The organism is Spongiibacter taiwanensis (assembly GCF_023702635.1).
Lineage (GTDB): Bacteria > Pseudomonadota > Gammaproteobacteria > Pseudomonadales > Spongiibacteraceae > Spongiibacter > Spongiibacter taiwanensis.
The window spans coordinates 2,897,782-2,918,096 of record NZ_CP098455.1; the positions used below are offsets into that span (position 1 = coordinate 2,897,782).

Here is a 20,315-nt window from a genome sequence, read left to right on the forward strand (position 1 = left end):
GTGAGGCTCCTGTCAGCGGCCTTGGCTGCGCCAATGGGCCCCTATCTCGTCTGCCATCGAGGCACAGGCCTGGTGGCGGTGACAGCCCTTGATATGGTCGTTTACCAGGCCAGTGGCCTGTAAGTGGGCATAGCAAATAGTGGAGCCAAAAAATCGAAAACCGCGTTTTTTCATATCTTTGCTGATGGCGTCTGATTCTGCCGAGGTAGCCGGCACCTCCTTTAGCGATGCCCAGTTGTTTTGCTTGGGTTTGAAATCATAAAAAGACCACAAATAGCGCGAGAAACTGCCGAATTCCCGTTGCAGCTCCAGAAAGAGTTTGGCGTTGCCGATGGCGCTTTCAATTTTTTTACGATTACGGACGATGCCCGGATTTTGCATCAGTTCTTCGACTTTATCTTCGTCAAATCGGGCAACTTTGCGGGGGTCGAAATTAGCAAAGGCCTTCCGGTAGCCATCGCGTTTCTTCAGCACCGTAATCCAGCTCAGCCCGGCCTGAGCCGATTCCAGAATGAGAAACTCAAACTGGACACGATCGTCAACTTGGGGAACGCCCCATTCCTGGTCGTGATACTGCTGGTAGAGTGGGTCGTTGCCGCACCAGTCACAGCGTTCTTCCATTTTTCGGTTCCTTGTAGCGTTTGCTTTCGTTTCGGGGAGCGGTTCACGTTGTCACAATATTGATCGGGACTTGCGGGTGGCATTGCCTCTACATTGCCACTACAAGGTCATAGCGGCTGTGCCATAATGCGGCCATTCCACGTTAGTCTAGCAGGGAGTGTTATGAAAATTCTGAAGATTTCTGCTCTGGTCGCCGCGCTAGCAGGGCTGATGATAGCCTGCGTTGAGTCTCCGACCGGACGCCGCCAGGTACTCTTGTTCAGCAATGCCGAAATGTCTCAGATGGGGACAACCGCCTTTGACGAGATGAAGCAGAAAATGACGGTCAGCACCGATTCCAGTGTGAACCGCTATGTGAGCTGCGTGGCCGATGCCGTGACCGCCATTTTGCCATCAGAGTGGCGAGGTAGCTGGGAAGTGGTGGTGTTCAAGGAAGACAGCGCCAACGCCTTTGCTTTGCCAGGCAAAAAGATCGGCGTACACACCGGGATTCTCAAGGTCGCAAAAACACAGGACCAACTGGGCACCGTGCTTGGCCATGAAGTAGGCCACGTGTTGGCCCAGCACAGCGCGGAGCGCCTGTCTCTGCAAAGCGTTGCCGGCACAACCACCCAGTTGGTGGGTGTGATGCTAGGGGAAGGCGCCGGCAAAGACACCGTGATGGGCTTGATGGGGCTGGGAACCCAGTACGGTGTGGTACTGCCCTACGGTCGCGCCCAGGAATCCGAGGCTGATGTGGTCGGCCTCGACCTGATGGCGCAGGCGGGCTTCAACCCCGAGGCCAGTATTGCCCTTTGGCAGAATATGAGCGCCGCCAATGCGGGGCAGCCCCCGGAGTTCCTGTCTACTCACCCCTCCCATGAAACCCGGATTAGCGATTTGAAAAAGGGAATGCCAAAAGCGAACAAGCTGTATCAGCAGGCGGTCGCGCAGGGACGTAAACCTAACTGCAAATAGCGGCTGTTAGCCTCTCTTCGTTAGTGGGGGCGTAAGCCCTCACTGGCGATGTGGCACTCAGGGCGCTGCCAGTTAGGTGTCGCAGCAGGCGAGGTGGTTCATCGACAACGCGGGATTGTCGCAGTCGGGGCGCCCAACCACCTTAGCCGGCACACCGCTGACCATAGTGTGGGGTGGCACGTCCTTTAATACCACGCTGCCGGCACCCACATGGGCGCCTTCACCGATTTGGATATTGCCGAGAATTTTGGCTCCCGCGCCAATCAGCACACCATCGGCAACCTTGGGATGGCGGTCGCCATCTTCTTTGCCGGTGCCACCCAGGGTGACCGATTGCATCAGCGATACGTTGTTGCCCACCACCGCCGTCTCACCGATCACCACGCCGGTAGCGTGGTCCATCAAGATGCCGCTGCCGACCCGGGCGGCCGGATGAATGTCCACCCCAAACTCGCATGAGATGCGGTTCTGAAAGTACAGGGCGAGGGAGGTGCGCTGCTGTTGCCACAGCCAGTGGGCCACGCGGTAACTCTGCAGGGCGTGGAAGCCTTTGAAATACAGGAAGGGCACCGACAGGCTATTGCAGGCTGAATCACGCTCCTGAACGGCGCAGATATCGGCCCGCATGGCGGCGCCGATAGTCGGGTCACTCGCAAAGGCCTCTTCGATCACCTCTCTGACCAGCAGTGCCGACGCGGCAGGGCTGTCGAGTGCGTGGGCGAGGTGAAAACTCAGTGCTGTTTCCAGGCCACTGTGATTGAGAATGGTGGCGTGAAGAAAACTGGCCAGTACCGGTTCGCGCTTGACCTCGCAGGCCGTTTCCTTGCGAATGCGCTCCCAGACAGGGTCGGTATTGGCGGCGGCGATAGCGTGTGTCGTCATAGCAAATCAGGACTGTTGAGCGAATCAGTGAGTCAGTATACCTCCCAACGCCCAGCAGAATAAATCCGGGTGGGATCTGATCAGATATTCTCTGCCCAGACCGAGCAGCGGCAGCGCCACAGCGTTTGGCCCGCCACCGAATACTTTCGCTCAAAGGGAGTGATGGGCGGATCAGGCTGAAACTGACTGACCTCGCCGGGTTGGCCGGCCAGGTTCAAGGCAAGCGCAAACTCTTCCACATAAACCGGCCAGTTGCTGCGCAGCTCTATTTCCCCGCCCAGTTGCAGGAGGGCGGGAAACACGGCAGAACCCTGCACCCGATACTTCAACTGGCCGGGTTTTGGCCAGGGGTTTGGATAGAGCAGGTAATGTTTGGCCAATTGCCAACCCGCTTGCGCTGCGAGTCGCCAAAAATCGTCAACATCAGCCCTAACCAGCAGGTAATTGTCACGGTGCTCGCCGGCGATGGCGTGGTTTTGCAAATGCTTTCCCAGTCGGTGGGCTGATTTGTCGATGCCGATGACCAGCGAATCCGGATAGCGTTCTGCCAGTGTGTAAGTGCTCTCGCCAACGCCACAAAAGGAGTCAAAGATAATTGACTGCGTTGCCGGTTGCCGGGCCAGCCAGTGCTCGGTTTGGTGAAAGGCATCGACGTTGTGGCTGGCAAAGGGCTTGCGAAAGGGGTGGGCCAGGTGCCGGGCGACGGTGGCCGCGAGCTTGTCGTGGGGGCGGACCTGGCTGCTGGTGATGATGCGTGGCGATAAGGCGTTGTTGGTCTTTTTCATACGGTCGCGGGCCAGAGGGTGACGCTTTTGTGGCCGGGGAGTATCGCACAAAAGCCCCGGTGATGATCGCGGGTTCCTTGCCTTGTCTTGCCTGGCCCTGTCTTGCCTTAGTGGGGCCGGGGTAGCGCGACCGCGCGGGCCGGGCTGCCCTCGGAACCTAAATACAGTGTGTTGCCGTCGCGGCTGAAGGTGCCGGCTTCAATCTGAGGGAATCGGCCGGGATTTAAAATCACCGGGTCGCGATTGAGGGCGGTCAGCCAGCTGTCTTCCCCGTCGCGGGGAAAGTAGTAGGTGTGGCGCGGCGTGACCACAATGGCGGCATCGTGCTCGGGGCTAAAGGCCATGGCAGTGGGCTGAAATTGCCAGCGCTGTTTGGCTTTGATATCGGCGTGTTTGGCCTTGCTGGGCAGGCTGGTGACCTCCCCGAGGTACTGCAGCGGGACAAACAATTGCTTCAGCGCGTCGAGGGAAAAGCGATATAGCCGCGGATTGTCGTCGCGTTTACTGAGCAGGTATACGCTGCGCTCTACGGCGTCGATTGCCACGGCTTCGGTATCGCGGGGGCCGTCTGGATACACGACCGTATAGCGGCGCAGGGTTTTCGCTTCCGCGGCATCAAGGCCGGGTTCGGCCAGCAGGTAGAGGTCGACAAAGGGCCGCAGGCCGGTATTGTCGCCGGTGTCTGCAATCAGCAAGAAGGCATTGCCGTTGGCATCTTTGAAGCTGGCGATGTCCTCCCAGTCAAAGGCGCTGGCCCCGCGAATGTTAACCTGGCCGAGTACTTCACCGTTGGTGTTTAGCCGAAACAAGCGCGCGGAATCACCGGAGTCGTTGTGGGCCCATAAGAGATGGTCGCTGACAAAACTGCTGGCCAGGCCGCTCATCTCGTTCAGTTCGGGGGCGGTGTAGGTCAAGACCGTGGGTGCCTCGGTTGCCTTCGCTGGGGGTTCAGCCGCTTGCGCAAGCGGTGCGATTGCCAGGGCAAAGCACAACAAACTCGCACAGGCAACGCGAAATGGGGCGAAGACACGGGGTAAGCAAAGCATAAACATCCTGATTGGGCTGTGACGGCATTTTTGGCCGCGTTGGGGAGTTGTGATCAATGGTGCTAGAAAAGGTTCGCCATTCACGCCCCGCCGACAGAGTGGATGCGAACCAGGGGGTGCGACTCAGGTTTTGCGACTCAGGGTTGCTAGACCCAATGGCAATTCAGCTATTATCAGAGTACATGCACGATTCTTACCAGTGCCGCATCGGGCAACAGACTGCACACCAATCATGACGGGGTGGTGACAGTGGGAGGCCTCTGTCGGTTGAGGTGAATTCTTTGGTAGAGATGCGCTGTGGCGGGCTGGCTGGCGGCAGTCCCCCGGCGCAGCCTTCGCCGGGGGAACAAAGGGCTAGTGGTCCATGCGGTAAATTAGGTCACCCTCAGAGCGTCTGCGTGGGCGAGCCAAGGCGGGTTTCGCCGCTCATGGCCCGGCCCTTTGCAAGGGCTGCAACGCCGTCCAAAATCCCTTGTGCTGTGGCTGAGCGTAACCTTATTTGCCGCCTGGGCCACTAAAGGCTCGCAGCCAGCCGGGTGCCCTGGTCGATGGCGCGCTTGGCATCGAGCTCTGCCGCGACATCGGCACCACCAATGAGCTGATAGGGCTTGGTCAGTCCCTCCAGCAAGTGCCTGGCAGGCTCTTGCCCGGCGCAAATGATCACGTTGTCGACGTCGAGAATTTCAACGTCGCCATCCCGGCGGATATGTAGCCCCTGATCATTCACCGCCAGGTATTCGCAGCCGGACAGCATGCTGACCCCGCGCCGCTCCAGTCCCAGCCGATGGGCCCAGCCACTGGTCTTGCCCAGGCCGTTGCCGACCTTGCTGGACTTTCGCTGGAGCAGAAAGATTTCACGGGGAGACGCAGGTGGTTGAGGTGCCAGCCCCTCAACGCCACCGCGGGCCTGCAGCTTCATATCCACCCCCCACTCGCGCATGAAGCTGGCGATATTCAGGCTGGCGTCGCCCTGGTGACTGAGAAATTCCGCCACATCAAAACCGATACCACCGGCACCGATGATCGCCACCCGTTTGCCGACCTCGGCCTGCCGGGACAACACGTCCAGATAGCCGAGGACCTTGGGATGATCGATGCCGGGAATATCGACCTCTCGGGGGGTAACACCGGTGGCGAGTATCACTTCATCAACGTCGAGGGCGTTCAACTCGGCTGCGGTCATCGGACGGTTGAGCTGGACATCAACATTCAGCAGCTGCAGTTGGCGGCGGTAGTAACGCAGGGTTTCGTTGAACTCCTCTTTGCCAGGAATGCGCTTGGCAATATTGAACTGGCCGCCGATGTCGCCCGCCGCATCAAACAGGCTAACAGCGTGCCCCCGTTGGGCCGCGGTGACCGCAAAGGCCAGGCCGGCCGGGCCCGCGCCGACAACGGCAATTTTCTTCAGCTCATTGGCCGGGGTGATGGTCAGCTCAGTTTCCCGACAGGCGCGGGGGTTCACCAGGCAGCTGGTCAGCTGACCAGAAAAAATATGATCCAGGCAGGCCTGATTGCAGCCAATGCAGGTGTTGATTTCATCGGCCTTGTCGGCCGCGGCTTTGGCAATAAAGTCCGGGTCGGCCAGAAAGGGCCGCGCCATCGATACCATGTCGGCGTCACCCCGGGCGAGTACCTGCTCGGCAACCTCGGGGGTATTGATGCGGTTTGAGGTAATCACGGGAACGTTCAGGTGCTCCCGGAACTTGGCTGTTACCCAGGTGAACGCGGCCCGGGGAACCTTGGTGATAATGGTGGGAATGCGGGCTTCATGCCAACCGATGCCTGTGTTGATCAGGGTAGCACCGGCCTGTTCAACGGCTTTGCCAAGGGTCAAGATTTCGTCGAAGGTGCTGCCGCCTTCAACCAGATCCAGCATCGACAGCCGATAGATAATAATGAAGTTGGGGCCAACGGCCTCGCGCACCCGACGTACCACTTCAACGGGCAGGCGCATTCGATTCTCGTAGCTGCCGCCCCATTCATCGTCGCGCTGGTTAGTGCGCGCGGCCAGAAACTGGTTCAGGAAGTAACCCTCTGAGCCCATGATTTCCACACCATCGTAACCCGCCTGCTGGGCCATTTTGGCGACCCGCACAAAGTCATCGATTTCCCGGGCGATGTCCTCCGCAGTCGCCGCGCTGGGCTTGAAAGGGTTGATCGGGGAGGGAATGGCAGAGGGGGCGATGGGGTTGTTGTTAAAGGCGTAACGGCCGGTGTGCAGAATTTGCAGGCAAATTTTGCCATCGGCTTCGTGTACCGCGTCGGTGATCAATTTATGATCGGCGCAATCGGCGTCGGTTTCCAGCTGGCGGGTGTGCTCATGGGGGGAGGCCCGGCGATTGGGGCCAAAGCCGCCCGTCACAATGAGCGCCACTCCGCCCCGGGCCCGCTCGGCAAAGTAGGCGGCCATGCGCTCAAAACCATTTTCTGCTTCCTCCAGGCCAGTGTGCATGGAGCCCATCAAAGATCGGTTTTTTAGCTGGGTAAAACCCAGGTCCAGGGGGGCCAGTAGGTGGGGGTAGGCGGTCATGAGTGCTCTCCGTGTGTTGGTCTCCCACCCTCAATCGGAGCGGGATGAATTATGTCTGGTACGCAACTTGACGGCGTCAAGTTGTACAGGCTAGTCGTCTATATGGACACTGTCAAGATTGGCTGCTACATTGCCTTCATGCCAGCCGCCAACACCAAAAAGACTTCTCCTCGATCCCGCAGTTATCACCACGGTGACCTGCGTCCCGCGCTGGTGGAAGAGGCCGCCCGCCTCCTCGGCGAAGAGGGTGAGGACGCCTTATCCATGCGCCGTCTGGCACAAAACCTGGGGGTTTCCAGGATGGCGCCCTATCACCACTTTCCCGATAAACACGGCCTGATGTGTGCGGTCGCCGAGGAGGGTTTTCGGCGCTTGCTGGAAATGATCGACGGTGATGATTTTCTCAACGGGCGCAGTAATACCCGGTCGGGCTTGCGGGCGTTTATCGACAATTACATTCGCTTCTCCCTGGATAACCGCCACTACTACGAGCTGATGTTTGGTGCTCGACTGTGGAAAGTACAACAGCCCACGGACCAGTTGCGTGAATACGCCCACGGCGCGTTTAAAGGCTATGTTGAGAAAATGCGCAGGTTGCCCCTGGTCAGTGCGGCACCCGGTGATGCATTGCGGTATGCCCAGGTGAGCTGGTCGACGCTGCATGGCATCAGTCGCGTCGTCATTGATGGCATCTACCTGCAGTCCGATGCCGTATCCGCAATGTGTGATGCCGCCGCCGACATGATGTGGCGGGCCTTTCAGCCCGACTAGCCCGGTCGCGGTTGCTGGGTTGCTTGCCTTGGCGGCGGAAGTCGCCGACACTTTGGGCAGTTTTTTCTTCCGGTTTTTTTCTCCCAATTGTGATTGGAGGCCATGTGTCCGCCATCAGTGTGCAGGGCGTCAGCAAGGTTTACAGCGGCGGCTTTACCGCCCTGCAAGACGTCAATCTGGAAATTGAAGAGGGCGAAATCTTCGCCCTGCTCGGTCCCAACGGGGCGGGCAAAACGACGTTGATCAGTATTATTTGCGGCATTGTGAATGCCAGCGGTGGCACGGTACTGGCCGATGGCTTTGATATCCGCCGTGACTACCGCCAAACCCGAAGCCTGATTGGCCTAGTTCCCCAGGAGCTGAGCACGGACGGCTTTGAGAGCGTGATGTCGACGGTCAAATTCAGCCGCGGCCTGTTTGGCAAAGCGCCCGATCCGGCCTACATCGAGAAGATCCTCCGCCAGCTGTCCCTGTGGGAGAAACGCAACAACCGGATTATGGAATTGTCGGGGGGGATGAAGCGCCGGGTGATGATTGCCAAAGCCCTTTCCCATGAACCCCGAATTCTATTCCTGGACGAGCCCACGGCGGGGGTGGATGTTGAGCTGCGCCGAGACATGTGGGAAATGGTCCGGGGGCTGCGCGAGCAGGGTGTCACCATCATTCTGACGACCCACTATATTGAAGAAGCCGAGGAAATGGCGGACCGCATCGGGGTCATCAATCGCGGCCAAATTGTGTTGGTAGAAGATAAATCCAGCTTGATGGAAAAGCTCGGACAGAAACAGCTGCGCCTGCAGTTGCAGCAACCCCTGGCAGAAATTCCAGCTGATCTTCGGGCGCTGCCGCTGTCTCTGGCCGATGACGGCCATCAGTTGATCTTTCATTTTGACAGTCAGAGCGAGCACACCGGGATCGCCGATGTGTTGCGACGCCTCGATGCTCACGGCATCGACTATAAAGACCTGCAATCGAAGCAGCGCTCGCTCGAGGAGATCTTCGTCAGCCTCGTTCACGACAACGCCAGTCAATCAGCAGCGGAGGTTCAGGCGTGAATTTCTACGCGGTAAAAGCCATCTATTTTTTTGAAATGCACCGCTGGTGGCGCACGCTGATGCAAAGCCTGGCTTCGCCGGTCATTTCGACCTCCCTTTACTTCGTTGTATTCGGTTCGGCCATTGGCTCAAAGATGGTGGAAATTGATGGCGTCAGCTACGGTGCGTTTATCATTCCGGGGCTGTTGATGCTGGCCTTGCTCACCGAAAGCATTTCCAATGCGTCCTTCGGTATTTACTTCCCCAAGTACAACGGCACCATTTATGAGTTGCTGTCTGCGCCAGTGGCTACCACCGAAATATTGCTGGGATACGTGGGGGCTGCTGCCACCAAATCCATCGTGCTGGGGATAATTATTCTGGCAACCGCGCGACTGTTTGTGGATTACCAGATTTTGCACCCAGTGTGGATGGTGGCCTTTCTGGTAATGACGGCGGTCAGTTTCAGTCTGTTCGGCTTCATCATTGGTGTGTGGGCTAATGGATTTGAAAAGCTGCAAATTGTGCCGATGTTGATCGTTACCCCGCTGGCCTTTCTGGGTGGCAGCTTTTACTCCATCAGCATGTTGCCGCCCCTGTGGCAGACCATCACCCTGGCGAACCCGGTGGTGTACCTGATCAGCGGGTTTCGCTGGAGTTTTTATGGGGTAGCGGATGTGAATGTGGCGGTCAGCGTGGGCATGACCGCCGGATTTATGTTGCTGTGCCTGGCATTGGCATCGTGGATGTTGCGCACCGGCTATCGCATTAAAAATTAATCGGGTGATACCGGCTGTGATGGCCACTGATAGTTGCTGAATTGCGCCCGAATATCCTTCTTGCTCAGTTTGCCGGTGGCGGTATGTGGCAATTCGGTGACCACCTCGCAGGCGTCGGGTATCCACCATTTTGCTACCTTGCCTTCCAGCCAGCGCAGTAGGGTGGCTGGGGCCTCGGCGGCGCTCAGGCTGCTCCCCTCTTTCAGCACGACCACCAACAGCGGACGCTCTGTCCACTTGGGGTGGGGCAAGCCAACCACGGCGGCTTCGGCAACATCCGGGTGATTAACGGCGGCATTTTCCAAGTCGATGGAACTGATCCATTCACCGCCGGATTTGATCACATCTTTGAGGCGGTCAGTGATTTGCAGCATCCCCCACTCGTCGATACAGCCCACATCGCCGGTTTCAAACCAGCCGTCGTCATCCAGAGTCTGGCCGTCGTAGTGAAAGTAGTCGTTAATAATCCAGGGGCCTCTTACCTTGATGGCACCGGTGCTTTTGCCGTCCCAGGGCAGGGCCTCGCCCTGGTCGTTGGTGATCTTGATGTCGACCCCAAACACCGGACGACCGGCTTTTAAACTGACTTCGGCTTTGTCCGCTTCTGGCAGCGATTCCAGGGCGGTTGGCTTGCGGCCGTTGAAGGTCCCGAGGGGGTTCATTTCCGTCATGCCCCAGCCAATCTGTACGTCTACGCCGTAACGGCTGCGCATCTGCTCATATATCACCATTGGACAGGCGGCGCCGCCCACGGTCAGGCGCGTTAAGGTTGGAATGGTCCCGCCTGACTGGTTGAGGTAGTTGAGCAGGGCGAGCCACACGGTGGGTACCCCGGCAGAGGCGGTAACCTTTTCCTCGTTGATCAGTGCACAGAGGGTCTCGCCATCGGCCATTTTGGGGCCGGGCATCACCAGTTTGGCACCCACCATCGGTGCGGAATACACCAGCCCCCAGCCGTTGACGTGGAACATGGGCACGATGGGCAGAATCACATCGTTGACTGAGATAGCGAACACGTCGGGGGCAATACTGGCCAGACTGTGCAGCACGGTGGAGCGATGGGTGTAGAGCACGCCTTTGGGGTTGCCGGTGGTGCCTGAGGTATAGCACAGCGCCGATGGTGCGTTCTCGTCGAGATCAGGCCAATCAAAGACATCGGGCTCGTCCTCAATCAGCTGTTCGTAGCAGTGGGCGTTGCGCAGTGTGGTGTCGGGCATGGCCGCTTCACTGGTCATCACCACATAGCCCTGCACCTTGGGCAATTTCTCCTGGAGTGATTCCAATAGCGGCACCATGGTCAAATCGACAAACACCCACTGGTCTTCCCCGTGATTGACGATGTATTCCAACTGCTCAGGAAACAGGCGCGGGTTGACTGTGTGGCAAACCATCCCGCTGCAGGACACGGCATAGTAAATTTCAAAGTGCCGGTAATCGTTCCAGGCGAAGGTGCCAATGGTGTCCCCTTGCTTCAGGCCGAGCCGGGCCAGCGCATTGGCCAGCTTGCGCACCCGTGTGAAGGCATCGTGATAGGTATAGCGGTGGCGGGGGTTGTCTGCGGTCACTGAGACAATCTCGGCGAAGCCATTCACCTGATCGGCATGACGCATTAAATGGGTTAGCGTCAGCGGCGTGGTCATCATCGGCATAGGCATTCTTCAGTAATCTCCCGGGTTATTGTTATTGGTGCCACTGGGTGGCGCTAGCTCTGGCTAATTAGGTGTACGTAACTGGGTCCATGCAACTGGGTCCATGCAACCAGGTCGACTTAACCCAGTGTACGTAAAATGTAGCCGTCGGCGATGCATCAATCCAGCGCCGGAAGGGCAGGGAATGCTGGAATCGCCAGTAGCGGGGCTGACAGTAGCGGCACCGGCGGCACAATGACCAGTTCCGGAGAAATCAGTGTGCCGCCGTTGAGGAAATAATCGGGTAGCTCCGCTGGCGTGTTCACCAAGACATCGAAGGCGGGCACAAGCTGCCCCTTCAGCGGCCCACCGAGACCGAGTAGCGCGCCGGTCGGGCCATTGTTGTTGGAGAACACCAATTCGCCCGCGGCGGGCAACACCAGCAGGGTGCCAATGCCCCTGGGCAAGATGCCGCTGGCACCAATGTCGCCAAAGGCGCTGGTATTTGTGCTGAGGTTGGCAAGCAGAGGTAAGGCAGCGCCCAGATTCTGGCTGTGTCCGGCTTGGCTACCAAGCAGCCCGAGCGTGATAACTGCGGGTAAGAATGCGTTGAGTTTCATTTTAGCGATTTCCTGAATAGTGATTGATGGTTTGCCCTACAGCAACGTATCGAAGTCCCATTTGAGGCGAATGCCGTAAAGCTGTGGCGGTGCCAGGGTCACCGTGCGGCCAAAGTCCTGTTGCAAAATGCTTTGGTAGTAATCCTTGTCTTTGGCGTTCTTGACAAATGCGGTCAGCTGCAGCCCGAAAGGATCGTAAAAATAGCTCACACGCCCGTCCCAAAGTTCGTATTGGTCTTGCTCAAAGTGAGGGGAGTTTTGTGGCGTGGTGTTGTAGCCGCTGTTGTAGTAGTAATCGAGACCAAACTCGAAGTTGCCAATCGCACCGGCGGAGAAGAATTGATTCAGCGACAGGCTGCTGGTAAACCGCGGTGTTCTCACGATGCGATTGCCACTAAAGTCCCGCGCGGTGTCTCCCACCAGACTGTCGGCACCGAAGTAAAGGCCGGTTGTATCGTCGAAGCCAGCACCGTCCGGGTAGTCGGTGTAATAGGCGTCGAGGTAGGTGGCGCCGCCACTCACGGCCAGTCCCGGATTCCATTCGGGCAGGGGCTGCCACTGGAAGTCGACCTCCGCGCCTTCGATTTCCGCCTCGCCCGCGTTACGAAAGCTGACGATGCCGCCGGAAGGAATGGCCACAATGGCAGTGAGCAGGCCTTTTATCTGGGTTTTGAACAGGGCGCTGTTCAGTCGCAGGGTGCCATCGAGGAGGTCGGACTTGAAGCCGAGCTCAAAGGCGGTGGCCTCTTCCCGATCGACCGGGTCGGGGTTGGTGAAAAAGTTAACGATATTATAAGTCGGGCTTTTGTAACCTCGTTGCGCCGAGGCAAAAACTTGAAAATTGTCATTCACAAAATACTGGGCAGCCAGTCTGGGCGACACGGTATTGTCTTCCAGGTCCGGGGCACTGAAGTTAGAGAGACGGATATTCTGCGACTGGTCACCCGATTTAAAGTAGGCATTGGGCGGGTTGCCAGCCAGCGGGTTGACCACGTCCAGATAGCTATTGGTGATCCCCCGCGTCTCTTCCTGGTAGCGAATACCACCGGTTAGATCAATGCGCTCACTGAGGTGCCAGGTGGCTTGCGCGAAGATGGAGTTGGATTCGGTGGTCAGAATCCCACCGTTGCCGAGTACCACATCCTGAGTATTGTTGATGATTGGCCCAATCAGCGGATTGAGCAGGTCGGGCAGGCCGATCACGTTGCTGCCAAAGCCAACCGGGTTGAGGGTTAAATAAAGACTGCCAAAGCCTCCCTCTCCCTCGAGCCGGTATAGTCCGGCGACCCATTCCACGTGCTCGGCCAACCAGGTGTCTTCATTGGACAAAAACTGCAGTTCATAGGTCTTTTGATAGTTGAACTGATCGGCACTGTAGAAATAGGCCTGCGACTGCTCGGTGGAGTCCAGGTCGTAGTGAGCTTCATCGACATCGGCATCATTTTCCGAATACAGAAATTTGATATCCAGCGGCCCTGGCCGCCATTCGATCACGGCGCCGTAAAGGGTGTTCAGGGTGGAGTTGCCGCCCAGCTTATTATTGTGCCAAACCCGGTCGGGTTCGTCGGCTTCAACACCGCCGGCAAAGATCGGTGCGGGGCGCGTGTTCTCCTGAGACAGGGAATTACTGGTGAACTGATTGTGATATGAGGCGGTCAGCATGACCGTGATTTCATCGGCCGGATCCCACTGCACTTTCAGGCGCGCGCCCTCGCCAAAATCAGCGCGCATTGGGCCGGGTTGCCCATTGACTTCATTGCGGCCATACAGGTCCTGATGGCTTTTAAACAAGGAGAGCGTTGTACCGAGCGAGCTGGTAATTGGCGTGCCCAAGAACAACTGATAAGACTCGGCGTTGTAATTGCCAAGCTCTGTTTTCAATGAGCCGACAAACTCGTCCGGTGGGGCCTGGGTAATAATGTTGATCGCGCCACCAGTGGCGTTGCGGCCAAACAGCGTGCCCTGGGGGCCTTTAAGCACCTCCACCCGTTCCACGGGGCCCAGCGTGTCCTGCTTGCCCTGACTAGGACCAATATTGATGCCGTCAATATAAGTGGCAATGCTCGGGTCGGCGTTGGGCAGAAAGGCATCCGTACCGATCCCGCGCATGTAAATCACGGTGTAACCATAGGTGTAGGTGAAGGTCAGCCCGGGGGTAATACGTTGCAAGTCGGCAGTGGACTCGACACCCATCGCGTCGAGTTTATCTGCACTGAACGCGCTGATCATGATGGGGATATCCTGGGAGTTTTCTTCCCGCTTTTGAGCGGTAACCATAACCTCCTCAATTAGGCGGCTGCTGCGTTTAGTATTGTTTTCCCCTGTGCTGGCCAGCACAGGGGACACGGCGGCACTGCACACCGCCGCAGAGATCAGAGGTAAGAAATAATTGTTACTCATGAAAATCACCTTATTATTATCGTTACGAGTTTTCGTTAATTTTTGACGCGCTGACCTTAGGAAGGGCGAATAAGCCGCATAAGAAATATCAAGGCGCCGAGTACATCCATGACCGCAAGCCACAGCATCAGCTGGGAAACTCCACTGATATAGCCGTAAAACAGCCAGCCACTGGCCAGCACCTTCACCATTAAACTCAGTCCGACGATCTGTCGGGAATCGGCGACCTGCAGCCGGATCAGGGCAAGACCCAGTCCCAGGCAGCCCGCAATACCACACAGGCTCAGTACCAGTGGGTGGGTCGCGATTGCATCGCCGAGTTGGCCGGTGCTCAACAGCAGCTCAATTGCCAAAGCATTGAGCCCAGGTAGGGCGAGGACGAGGAAAATCCCGACGTCGGCTTGATAAATCAATCGGTGATTAATGGCCATGACCGAGAAAGGCCTCCTGGGCGACAGCAGTGTTCATGAAATCGCGGAAGTGCAGCCAACGACCGTCTTTGCATTCAATAACATGGACAAAGGGGGATTTGATTTCATTGCCATTGACCTTGGTTGTCAGGCGGAGGCGTCCCACCACAATGACTTTACTGCCCTCACACACGAAGTCTTCCGCCTCAAAGACGTGAATGTTTACTGATGTGAGTACGGTGTCGAAGAAACCGCGACACGCCGCTTTGCCTTCATAGTGACCGGCATAGGGAATGACCTCCGGGCCATAAAAGTCGATAACACAGTCGTCATGGAGAAGTTCAACGATCCCGTCGACGTCGTGGTTGCCAAAACGAACGAATATTTCCTGAGTTAGTTCTAGGTTTGTCATTGGTGTCTCACTCTTCGGGGGCAATGGTTAGGGAAAGGTTTTGTATTTCGGCGTCAGCGCGGAGTTGACATAGCAGGCGACTGTTTCTTGCGCGGTGCATCAGACCATCGAGAATGTCGATTTCCTCTGCACTGGCTGGATGCAACATGGTGGTGTTATCGGTGATCAGCACGTGGCAGGTAGCGCAGGAGCAGGCGCCACCGCAAATGGCGTCTATCTTCATTTCTGCGCTAAGGGTGTCGTAAAGGTCGCCAAGGGAGGCAACTTCATAACGAGCGGTATGCCCGCTGCGATCGGTGACATCAAACTTCATTTTCGGTGTCTCCGTGGTACAGGTCGGCGTAGATCGCCTGGCGCTTTTCTTGTTGGGCGCGAATGGCTGGGGTGACGTCGCCAAAGGTGTACATGCCGGCATTCCACACTGCGGAAAGCTGCAGAGAGTCGTCAAACCGTAGGTTGCGGGCATGACAAAGCGTGGCCTTTACTCCGGACATCGCCAAGGGGGATAAAGCAGCAAGTTGTGCCGATAATTGATCGAGGCGACTGATCATGCTCTCTTGGTCGGTCACTACCTCCCCAATCAAACCGGCAGCGAGGCCATCTCGGGCGCTAAACAAATTGCCGGTAAACGCCATTTGGGCCGCAAAGCCCTGACCGCACAGCTGCTGGACTCGCTGGATGGTGCCCAGGTCGCACATGATGCCAACGTTAATTTCGTGGATGGAAAATCGTGCACATTCTGTCGCGATGCGCAGGTCACAGGCCGCAAACAGCGCCAGCGAACCGCCGATGCATGCCCCATTCGCCGCGCCGATCACCGGAAACGGGAGCGCTTCAAATTGGTTGATAATCGCTTGGAAATAGAGAACTTTGTCTTTGATCCAGTGGTTGTAGCGCGCCGGATCATCGCCCTTGCTCTGATTCAGCGTGGCCAGATAATCCACATTCATACCGCCGCCAAAATGTTTGCCTTCGGCAGATAGGGTTAATACCCGAATGTCGCTTGCGCTTTTGATCTCATGGAGAAAGGTCTTCAGCTCCTCCCAGAATACGGCGTTGTAGGAGTTGCCCTTGCTTTGGGTAGCCAAAATCAAGTGCATAACCCCGTTCTCTTGTCGGGTGTAAAAGTTAGTCCACTCACGCATCAGCCTGCTCCGCACAAGGTGACGGGAAGGCGGCTGAACCCATATGCCAGTAGCCCGCCCGATTGGCGTGAGGTGTTGGCCAGGTCACCTTCCAGACTATCGGTGCAATCGAGCAGGGTGTTCAGCATTATTTCCCCTTCGATGCGGGCCAGTGGGGCGCCAAGACAGTGATGGATGCCGTGGCCGAAGGTTAGATGGCGGCTGATGTTTGGCCGCTTGATAATGAATTTCTCCGGTTCGGGGAAGACCTGTTCATCATGATTTGCCGCGGCCATGAAAAAGGCCACCCAATCTCCTTTGCGCAGTGCTTGCTCTCCCACTTGGCAATCGTCGAGGACAACGCGGAACAGGCGCTGCGGCGGGCCGTCCCGGCGCAGGCACTCCTCCATGAAGGGGCGAATTAACTGGCGATCTTCTTTCAGGCGCGCAAACCAGCTTTTGTCCTCGAGCAGCACGCCGATGAGATTGCCCAGAAAATAGGTTGTGGTTTCCGCGCCAGCCACTACCAGGGTGATGCAGAACAGAATCACTTCCTCTTTGCTGAGACCTTTACCTTCATATTCGGCGCGAATGAATGCTGTCATCAGATCATCGCCACAATGCTCGCCGGCGTTGACTCGGCGATAGCGGTCCTGAACGGCGGCGGTGAAATACTGGAACAGCTCTTCATTGCAAGTCAGACGCTGCTCCGGGGTGAAGTCGGAGGACACCATAAAGGCGTTGGCCCAGCGCACCAGTTTGCGGTAGTGATCCTTGGGCAATCCCATCAGATAGGTCATTACCATTGCCGGGATCACACCGGCGACTTCATCCATGTAGTCGATTGGTCGATTCATGCATGAGCGAAAAATGTCGGTAACGTCACTGCGCAGGCGATCGACGATGTCGTCGTGGATGCGTTTGGGGGTGAACGCCATCTTCGCCAGATTGCGCAGCTCGGTGTGCCTGGGCTGGTCGTGATTCACCAGCATCAGGCTCGGCGCACTGGATTCTGCCTGCATGGGATCCTCTGACGAAAATAACTGGGGGTTTTTCAGTACAAAGGCAACATCCTCATACCGGGTGAAAACCCATGCGGGAAAGGGCGTGTCGACCCCCGGTACGGTTCCGGGGGGGTAATCCTTCAGGCCAAAGGCCGGAGGGTGGCTGCGCAGTACCTTGTACACGGGGTAGGGGTTGCTGATGCACTCGGGGCTCAACATGTTGGCAACGACGGTATCGATATCGCTGGCCGGATGGCGGCTTGCTTGGTTCATAGTTTCCTCATTATTTTGTTAATTGCACCGAAGATACGGGGGTAAGGCGGTGTCACCATTTTGCTGACATCAATACCTCCGCCACGGTAAATGGCGCGGTGGTTGGAAAACTCCCGGAAGCCATCAATGCCCCGGTATTTGCCCATGCCACTGGCGCCTATTCCACCAAAGGGCAGGTCATCATTGGCATACTGGAAAATGATGTCGTTGTGGATCAATGCACCGGATTGGCTGTTTTTCGCCACCTCATCGAATGTGCGCCGATCTCCAAACACGTAGATCGCCAGCGGGTGAGGGCCTTCACCTACCATGGCGATCTGGGATGCGAGCGAGTCGGCGGTCTTGATCATCAGTGACGGTCCAAATATTTCCTCCCGGCAAATATCCGCGTCCTCGCCCGGGTTGATGGCGACGTGCAGTGAGTATCCGCCGGGCTTTTCGCTGGCAAAATGGTGGAGTTGGGCGCCTTTGTTCTTTGCGTCACTAATAAGTTGTTCGAGGCGTTGCTTGTGACGAGCGTTGATAACCGAAACGGCGTCATTATCGGTGGTTGAGGCATCGGCCCTTGTCACCGCGCGAGCCAGTTTGGGCAGAAATTGATCCAGTTGGTCGGCTGTCATCAATACATAGTCAGGGGCGATACAGATCTGGCCAGCGTTAAAGTATTTGCCAAAGGCAACTTTTCTGGCGACGAGGTCAAGATCAGCGCCCGGGCCGACAATCACTGGGCACTTTCCGCCCAGCTCCAGCGTTAGCGGGACCAGGTTGTCTGCTGCAGAGCGCATAATACTTTTGGCCACCTGCTCGCCACCGGTGTATATCAAGTGATCAAAGGGAAGTGCCGCAAAGCGTCGGCTGGTATCTACATCACCCAGGGCAACCTGTACCTCTTCCGGCCCGAAATACTCCGGTATGAGATGTGCGAGACGCTCGGCGGTGGCTGCTGTGATTTCGGACGGTTTGATAAAGGCGGTATTTCCTGCCGCCAGTGCCGATGCCAGCGGCGACAGGGCGAGGTTAATTGGAAAATTCCAGGGGCTGAGTATTCCAACCACACCCTTTGGGGTGTAAGCGCTCTCACAGCGTGCTCCACTAAAGCGCAGGCTGAGATCCGTCTGGCGACGCTGGGATTGCATCCAGAAGCTAAGGTTTTTGATTGCATGGTTTACCGATTTGACCGTGGTGGTGATATCGGCAAAGGCGCTTTGCTGCTTGCTGCGATAGCCAAAGTCGTGGCTGAGAGCGTCGAGCAAGTCGGCTTCCCGTTCCAATAGCAGGGCGCGCAGGCGGCGGAGCCGATCGAGGCGCGTTGCCAACACGGGCGCCGGGTCGCTTTTGTGGCCTCGGCGAAGCGCGGCCAAAGAGGGGTTTAACAAGTCGTCAGTCATATGAGTTTGTGAGTTATTAGATTTATTGAAGGCCATAATAGTGTTCAAAGTGAAATAGTGTCAACAGGAAACTATTTCATTTTATCTTGTGCTGGTTGTGTTGTGCCGCAGATTTGTAAAGAATAGGGGGCGTTTTCACGCAAATATTCCGTAATTTCAGCGGCTTGAGGCAAAGTTGAAAAAATTTCAGGACGTTAAGGTCAGTGCCGACTCTGCCCCAGAGGGCTTTCTGGATTACTTTTATCCGATCCACTATTCCATAGGCATGCGGATTGAGGCGGGTTTGCGAGCCTGTGGTCGGCTTGATCGGCATCAAACCGTCATCATGTGGATTCTTCGCTCCGAGATGCGTCGCAGTGGCCGCAGCGCCATCCCGCGTAAAGACGTGGTGCGGCTGATGACTAACTGGTACGACATTACCAGTAGCAGTGTTTCCAAGGCCTTGCGTGCCCTGTCGAAAGAGCCGCTAAATTACCTCGAGCTGCGCGAGGACCCAAATTCCGGCCGGGAGAAGTTGATCGAGATGACCGAGGCAGGCGCCCGGCACTGCGAGGAAATGATCGCCAGTGCCTGCGATGTCATTCGTCGCATCACCGACAATTTCTCGAAAGAGGAAAATCAGATGGGGATTTTCATGTTCATGCGCATGGATGAGGAATTCTCCAAAGTAGAGAAGTAGACGGCCGTATTGTGGTCCCGGCTTGGCAAGCTCGTTACACTAGCGGGCTTTTCCAGCCGGGGGTGCCCGTGTCAGTCATCGACGACTTTCTTGCCCATCTCTCATTAACCGATCTGGGCGACGACCAGTTTTCTGGGTTCAGCCAGCACTGCGCCGCCACCGGGCATCTCTTCGGCGGTCAGATCATGGCCCAGGCCTTTTCCGCTGCATCACAAACGGTGAGCCTGCCCCGGCTCGGGCATCAACTCAGTGGTCAATTTCTGCGTCAGGGCGATACCGAAAGCCCGGTGTATTTCCGTGTTGAGCGAGTGAAAGAAGGTCGCAGCTTTAGCCATCGCCGTGTGAGTGCGTCCCAGGGTGGTCGCTGTCTGTTCACCCTGGATGCGACTTTTCAAGAGGATGAAGCAGGGCTGGATCACGGTGAGTGTTCACCCGTGACTGGGGATCCCGAATCCCTGCCCCGGCTAGAGGATTTTGACGCCGAGTTTATCGGCCCAGGGCCGCGCCAGTTGTTTGATTTTCTGGCCACTTACAGCGTGTTGGAATATCGCTTTGAGGCGCCGCCGGCCTATCTGGAACACCGTGACCGGCCGGCGCGCCAGCGCACCTGGGTGCGTGCAAAGTACCCGCTGCCTGAAGACCCGGCATTGCAGCGGGCCTTGTTGGTTTACGCGAGTGACCACAATTTTCTGCGTACGGCATTGCTCCCCTATCGCAGTCGGGTTGGCAAGGAGGCCTTTCAATTTGCCAGCCTGAATCACTCCCTGTGGATTCACCGGCAGGTCGATCTGTCTGAATGGCTGCGCTATGAGGTGGTCAGCCCGGTGGCCTGCCATCATCGTACGCTGGTAACCGGGCATTTCTACGATCTGGCCGGTCGGCTGGTGGCGACGGCCGTGCAGGAAGGGTTAATGCGGCTTGCCAGTGAAGGTGGGCTTGCCTCTGAGGTAGTTTAAAAGGCTAGCCCGGCGG

Annotated in this window: 20 protein-coding genes; 6 read left to right on the forward strand and 14 right to left on the reverse strand. The window is 57.0% G+C overall.

The features are described from left to right. Window positions 1–12: 12 nt before the first annotated feature. A complete protein-coding gene (locus tag NCG89_RS13195; protein WP_251087017.1) occupies window positions 13–621 on the reverse strand; it encodes a DNA-3-methyladenine glycosylase I in 609 nt (202 codons plus the stop codon). Between the two features lie 162 nt (window positions 622–783). Between NCG89_RS13195 and NCG89_RS13200 the strand changes: the two genes are divergently transcribed. Beyond that, window positions 784–1,578 (forward strand): M48 family metallopeptidase, encoded by a 795-nt coding sequence (locus tag NCG89_RS13200; protein ID WP_251087018.1) that lies wholly within the window; start codon window positions 784–786, stop codon window positions 1,576–1,578. Between the two features lie 72 nt (window positions 1,579–1,650). On the opposite strand, the gene cysE is transcribed toward NCG89_RS13200, so the two are convergent. From cysE to NCG89_RS13220, 4 genes are all read right to left on the reverse strand, one after another. After that, complete coding sequence (gene cysE / locus NCG89_RS13205; RefSeq protein WP_251087019.1) at window positions 1,651–2,460, reverse strand: serine O-acetyltransferase; 810 nt, start codon at window positions 2,458–2,460, stop codon at window positions 1,651–1,653. 80 nt (window positions 2,461–2,540) lie between these two features. Next, window positions 2,541–3,245: a tRNA (guanine(46)-N(7))-methyltransferase TrmB gene (gene trmB, locus NCG89_RS13210; RefSeq protein WP_251087020.1), complete on the reverse strand. Its 705-nt coding sequence runs from the start codon at window positions 3,243–3,245 to the stop codon at window positions 2,541–2,543. 107 nt (window positions 3,246–3,352) lie between these two features. Then, window positions 3,353–4,159, reverse strand: coding sequence for a hypothetical protein (locus NCG89_RS13215; protein ID WP_251087021.1), 807 nt, complete (start codon window positions 4,157–4,159; stop codon window positions 3,353–3,355). A gap of 646 nt (window positions 4,160–4,805) precedes the next feature. Continuing rightward, a complete protein-coding gene (locus tag NCG89_RS13220) occupies window positions 4,806–6,821 on the reverse strand; it encodes an NADPH-dependent 2,4-dienoyl-CoA reductase (protein ID WP_251087022.1) in 2,016 nt (671 codons plus the stop codon). 102 nt (window positions 6,822–6,923) lie between these two features. Here NCG89_RS13220 and NCG89_RS13225 point away from each other — a divergent pair, with 102 nt between their 5' ends. The 3 genes from NCG89_RS13225 (at window position 6,924) to NCG89_RS13235 (ending at window position 9,405) form a co-directional block, all read left to right on the forward strand. Next, on the forward strand, window positions 6,924–7,592 hold the full coding sequence (locus NCG89_RS13225; RefSeq protein ID WP_251087023.1) for a TetR/AcrR family transcriptional regulator: 669 nt from the start codon (window positions 6,924–6,926) through the stop codon (window positions 7,590–7,592). Between the two features lie 104 nt (window positions 7,593–7,696). Further along, on the forward strand, window positions 7,697–8,647 hold the full coding sequence (locus NCG89_RS13230; RefSeq protein ID WP_251087024.1) for an ABC transporter ATP-binding protein: 951 nt from the start codon (window positions 7,697–7,699) through the stop codon (window positions 8,645–8,647). Further along, window positions 8,644–9,405: an ABC transporter permease gene (locus NCG89_RS13235; protein ID WP_251087025.1), complete on the forward strand. Its 762-nt coding sequence runs from the start codon at window positions 8,644–8,646 to the stop codon at window positions 9,403–9,405. Before NCG89_RS13230 ends, NCG89_RS13235 begins: the two co-directional genes overlap by 4 nt. Here the strand turns inward: NCG89_RS13235 and NCG89_RS13240 are convergent. The 9 genes from NCG89_RS13240 to NCG89_RS13280 form a co-directional block, all read right to left on the reverse strand. Beyond that, a complete protein-coding gene (locus tag NCG89_RS13240) occupies window positions 9,402–11,060 on the reverse strand; it encodes a long-chain fatty acid--CoA ligase (protein ID WP_251087026.1) in 1,659 nt (552 codons plus the stop codon). The two genes, NCG89_RS13235 and NCG89_RS13240, sit on opposite strands and share 4 nt — an antisense overlap. Before the next feature lie 152 nt (window positions 11,061–11,212). Continuing rightward, complete coding sequence (locus NCG89_RS13245; protein WP_251087027.1) at window positions 11,213–11,653, reverse strand: hypothetical protein; 441 nt, start codon at window positions 11,651–11,653, stop codon at window positions 11,213–11,215. Between the two features lie 36 nt (window positions 11,654–11,689). Continuing rightward, window positions 11,690–14,053: a TonB-dependent receptor gene (locus NCG89_RS13250; protein WP_251087028.1), complete on the reverse strand. Its 2,364-nt coding sequence runs from the start codon at window positions 14,051–14,053 to the stop codon at window positions 11,690–11,692. Between the two features lie 56 nt (window positions 14,054–14,109). Then, window positions 14,110–14,484 (reverse strand): hypothetical protein, encoded by a 375-nt coding sequence (locus NCG89_RS13255; RefSeq protein ID WP_251087029.1) that lies wholly within the window; start codon window positions 14,482–14,484, stop codon window positions 14,110–14,112. After that, window positions 14,474–14,875, reverse strand: a complete 402-nt coding sequence (locus NCG89_RS13260; protein WP_251087030.1) for a nuclear transport factor 2 family protein — start codon at window positions 14,873–14,875, stop codon at window positions 14,474–14,476. Before NCG89_RS13260 ends, NCG89_RS13255 begins: the two co-directional genes overlap by 11 nt. A gap of 7 nt (window positions 14,876–14,882) precedes the next feature. Then, a complete protein-coding gene (locus tag NCG89_RS13265; protein ID WP_251087031.1) occupies window positions 14,883–15,188 on the reverse strand; it encodes a 2Fe-2S iron-sulfur cluster-binding protein in 306 nt (101 codons plus the stop codon). Beyond that, window positions 15,178–15,975, reverse strand: coding sequence for an enoyl-CoA hydratase-related protein (locus NCG89_RS13270; RefSeq protein ID WP_251087032.1), 798 nt, complete (start codon window positions 15,973–15,975; stop codon window positions 15,178–15,180). Before NCG89_RS13270 ends, NCG89_RS13265 begins: the two co-directional genes overlap by 11 nt. A gap of 44 nt (window positions 15,976–16,019) precedes the next feature. Continuing rightward, on the reverse strand, window positions 16,020–17,276 hold the full coding sequence (locus NCG89_RS13275) for a cytochrome P450 (RefSeq protein WP_251087033.1): 1,257 nt from the start codon (window positions 17,274–17,276) through the stop codon (window positions 16,020–16,022). After that, the gene (locus NCG89_RS13280; RefSeq protein WP_251087034.1) at window positions 17,273–18,664 is read right to left on the reverse strand and encodes an aldehyde dehydrogenase family protein; all 1,392 of its coding nucleotides are present in this window, start codon (window positions 18,662–18,664) and stop codon (window positions 17,273–17,275) included. The genes NCG89_RS13275 and NCG89_RS13280 overlap by 4 nt, the downstream gene beginning before the upstream one ends. A gap of 175 nt (window positions 18,665–18,839) precedes the next feature. On the opposite strand from NCG89_RS13280, the gene NCG89_RS13285 reads away from it, so the two are divergent. Both NCG89_RS13285 and NCG89_RS13290 read left to right on the forward strand, forming a co-directional pair. Next, a complete protein-coding gene (locus NCG89_RS13285) occupies window positions 18,840–19,343 on the forward strand; it encodes a MarR family winged helix-turn-helix transcriptional regulator (protein WP_251087035.1) in 504 nt (167 codons plus the stop codon). 68 nt (window positions 19,344–19,411) lie between these two features. Then, a complete protein-coding gene (locus NCG89_RS13290) occupies window positions 19,412–20,299 on the forward strand; it encodes an acyl-CoA thioesterase (protein ID WP_251087036.1) in 888 nt (295 codons plus the stop codon). Window positions 20,300–20,315 lie beyond the last annotated feature (16 nt).

What these genes read in the sequence shown, in the direction of transcription:
- NCG89_RS13195 (WP_251087017.1), bottom strand. Translation starts at nt 621, where the DNA reads ATGGAAGAACGCTGTGACTGGTGCGGCAACGACCCACTCTACCAGCAG.
- NCG89_RS13200 (WP_251087018.1), top strand. Translation starts at nt 784, where the DNA reads ATGAAAATTCTGAAGATTTCTGCTCTGGTCGCCGCGCTAGCAGGGCTG.
- cysE (WP_251087019.1), bottom strand. Translation starts at nt 2,460, where the DNA reads ATGACGACACACGCTATCGCCGCCGCCAATACCGACCCTGTCTGGGAG.
- trmB (WP_251087020.1), bottom strand. Translation starts at nt 3,245, where the DNA reads ATGAAAAAGACCAACAACGCCTTATCGCCACGCATCATCACCAGCAGC.
- NCG89_RS13220 (WP_251087022.1), bottom strand. Translation starts at nt 6,821, where the DNA reads ATGACCGCCTACCCCCACCTACTGGCCCCCCTGGACCTGGGTTTTACC.
- NCG89_RS13225 (WP_251087023.1), top strand. Translation starts at nt 6,924, where the DNA reads ATGGACACTGTCAAGATTGGCTGCTACATTGCCTTCATGCCAGCCGCC.
- NCG89_RS13240 (WP_251087026.1), bottom strand. Translation starts at nt 11,060, where the DNA reads ATGCCTATGCCGATGATGACCACGCCGCTGACGCTAACCCATTTAATG.
- NCG89_RS13245 (WP_251087027.1), bottom strand. Translation starts at nt 11,653, where the DNA reads ATGAAACTCAACGCATTCTTACCCGCAGTTATCACGCTCGGGCTGCTT.
- NCG89_RS13250 (WP_251087028.1), bottom strand. Translation starts at nt 14,053, where the DNA reads ATGAGTAACAATTATTTCTTACCTCTGATCTCTGCGGCGGTGTGCAGT.
- NCG89_RS13255 (WP_251087029.1), bottom strand. Translation starts at nt 14,484, where the DNA reads ATGGCCATTAATCACCGATTGATTTATCAAGCCGACGTCGGGATTTTC.
- NCG89_RS13260 (WP_251087030.1), bottom strand. Translation starts at nt 14,875, where the DNA reads ATGACAAACCTAGAACTAACTCAGGAAATATTCGTTCGTTTTGGCAAC.
- NCG89_RS13265 (WP_251087031.1), bottom strand. Translation starts at nt 15,188, where the DNA reads ATGAAGTTTGATGTCACCGATCGCAGCGGGCATACCGCTCGTTATGAA.
- NCG89_RS13270 (WP_251087032.1), bottom strand. Translation starts at nt 15,975, where the DNA reads ATGCACTTGATTTTGGCTACCCAAAGCAAGGGCAACTCCTACAACGCC.
- NCG89_RS13275 (WP_251087033.1), bottom strand. Translation starts at nt 17,276, where the DNA reads ATGAACCAAGCAAGCCGCCATCCGGCCAGCGATATCGATACCGTCGTT.
- NCG89_RS13280 (WP_251087034.1), bottom strand. Translation starts at nt 18,664, where the DNA reads ATGACTGACGACTTGTTAAACCCCTCTTTGGCCGCGCTTCGCCGAGGC.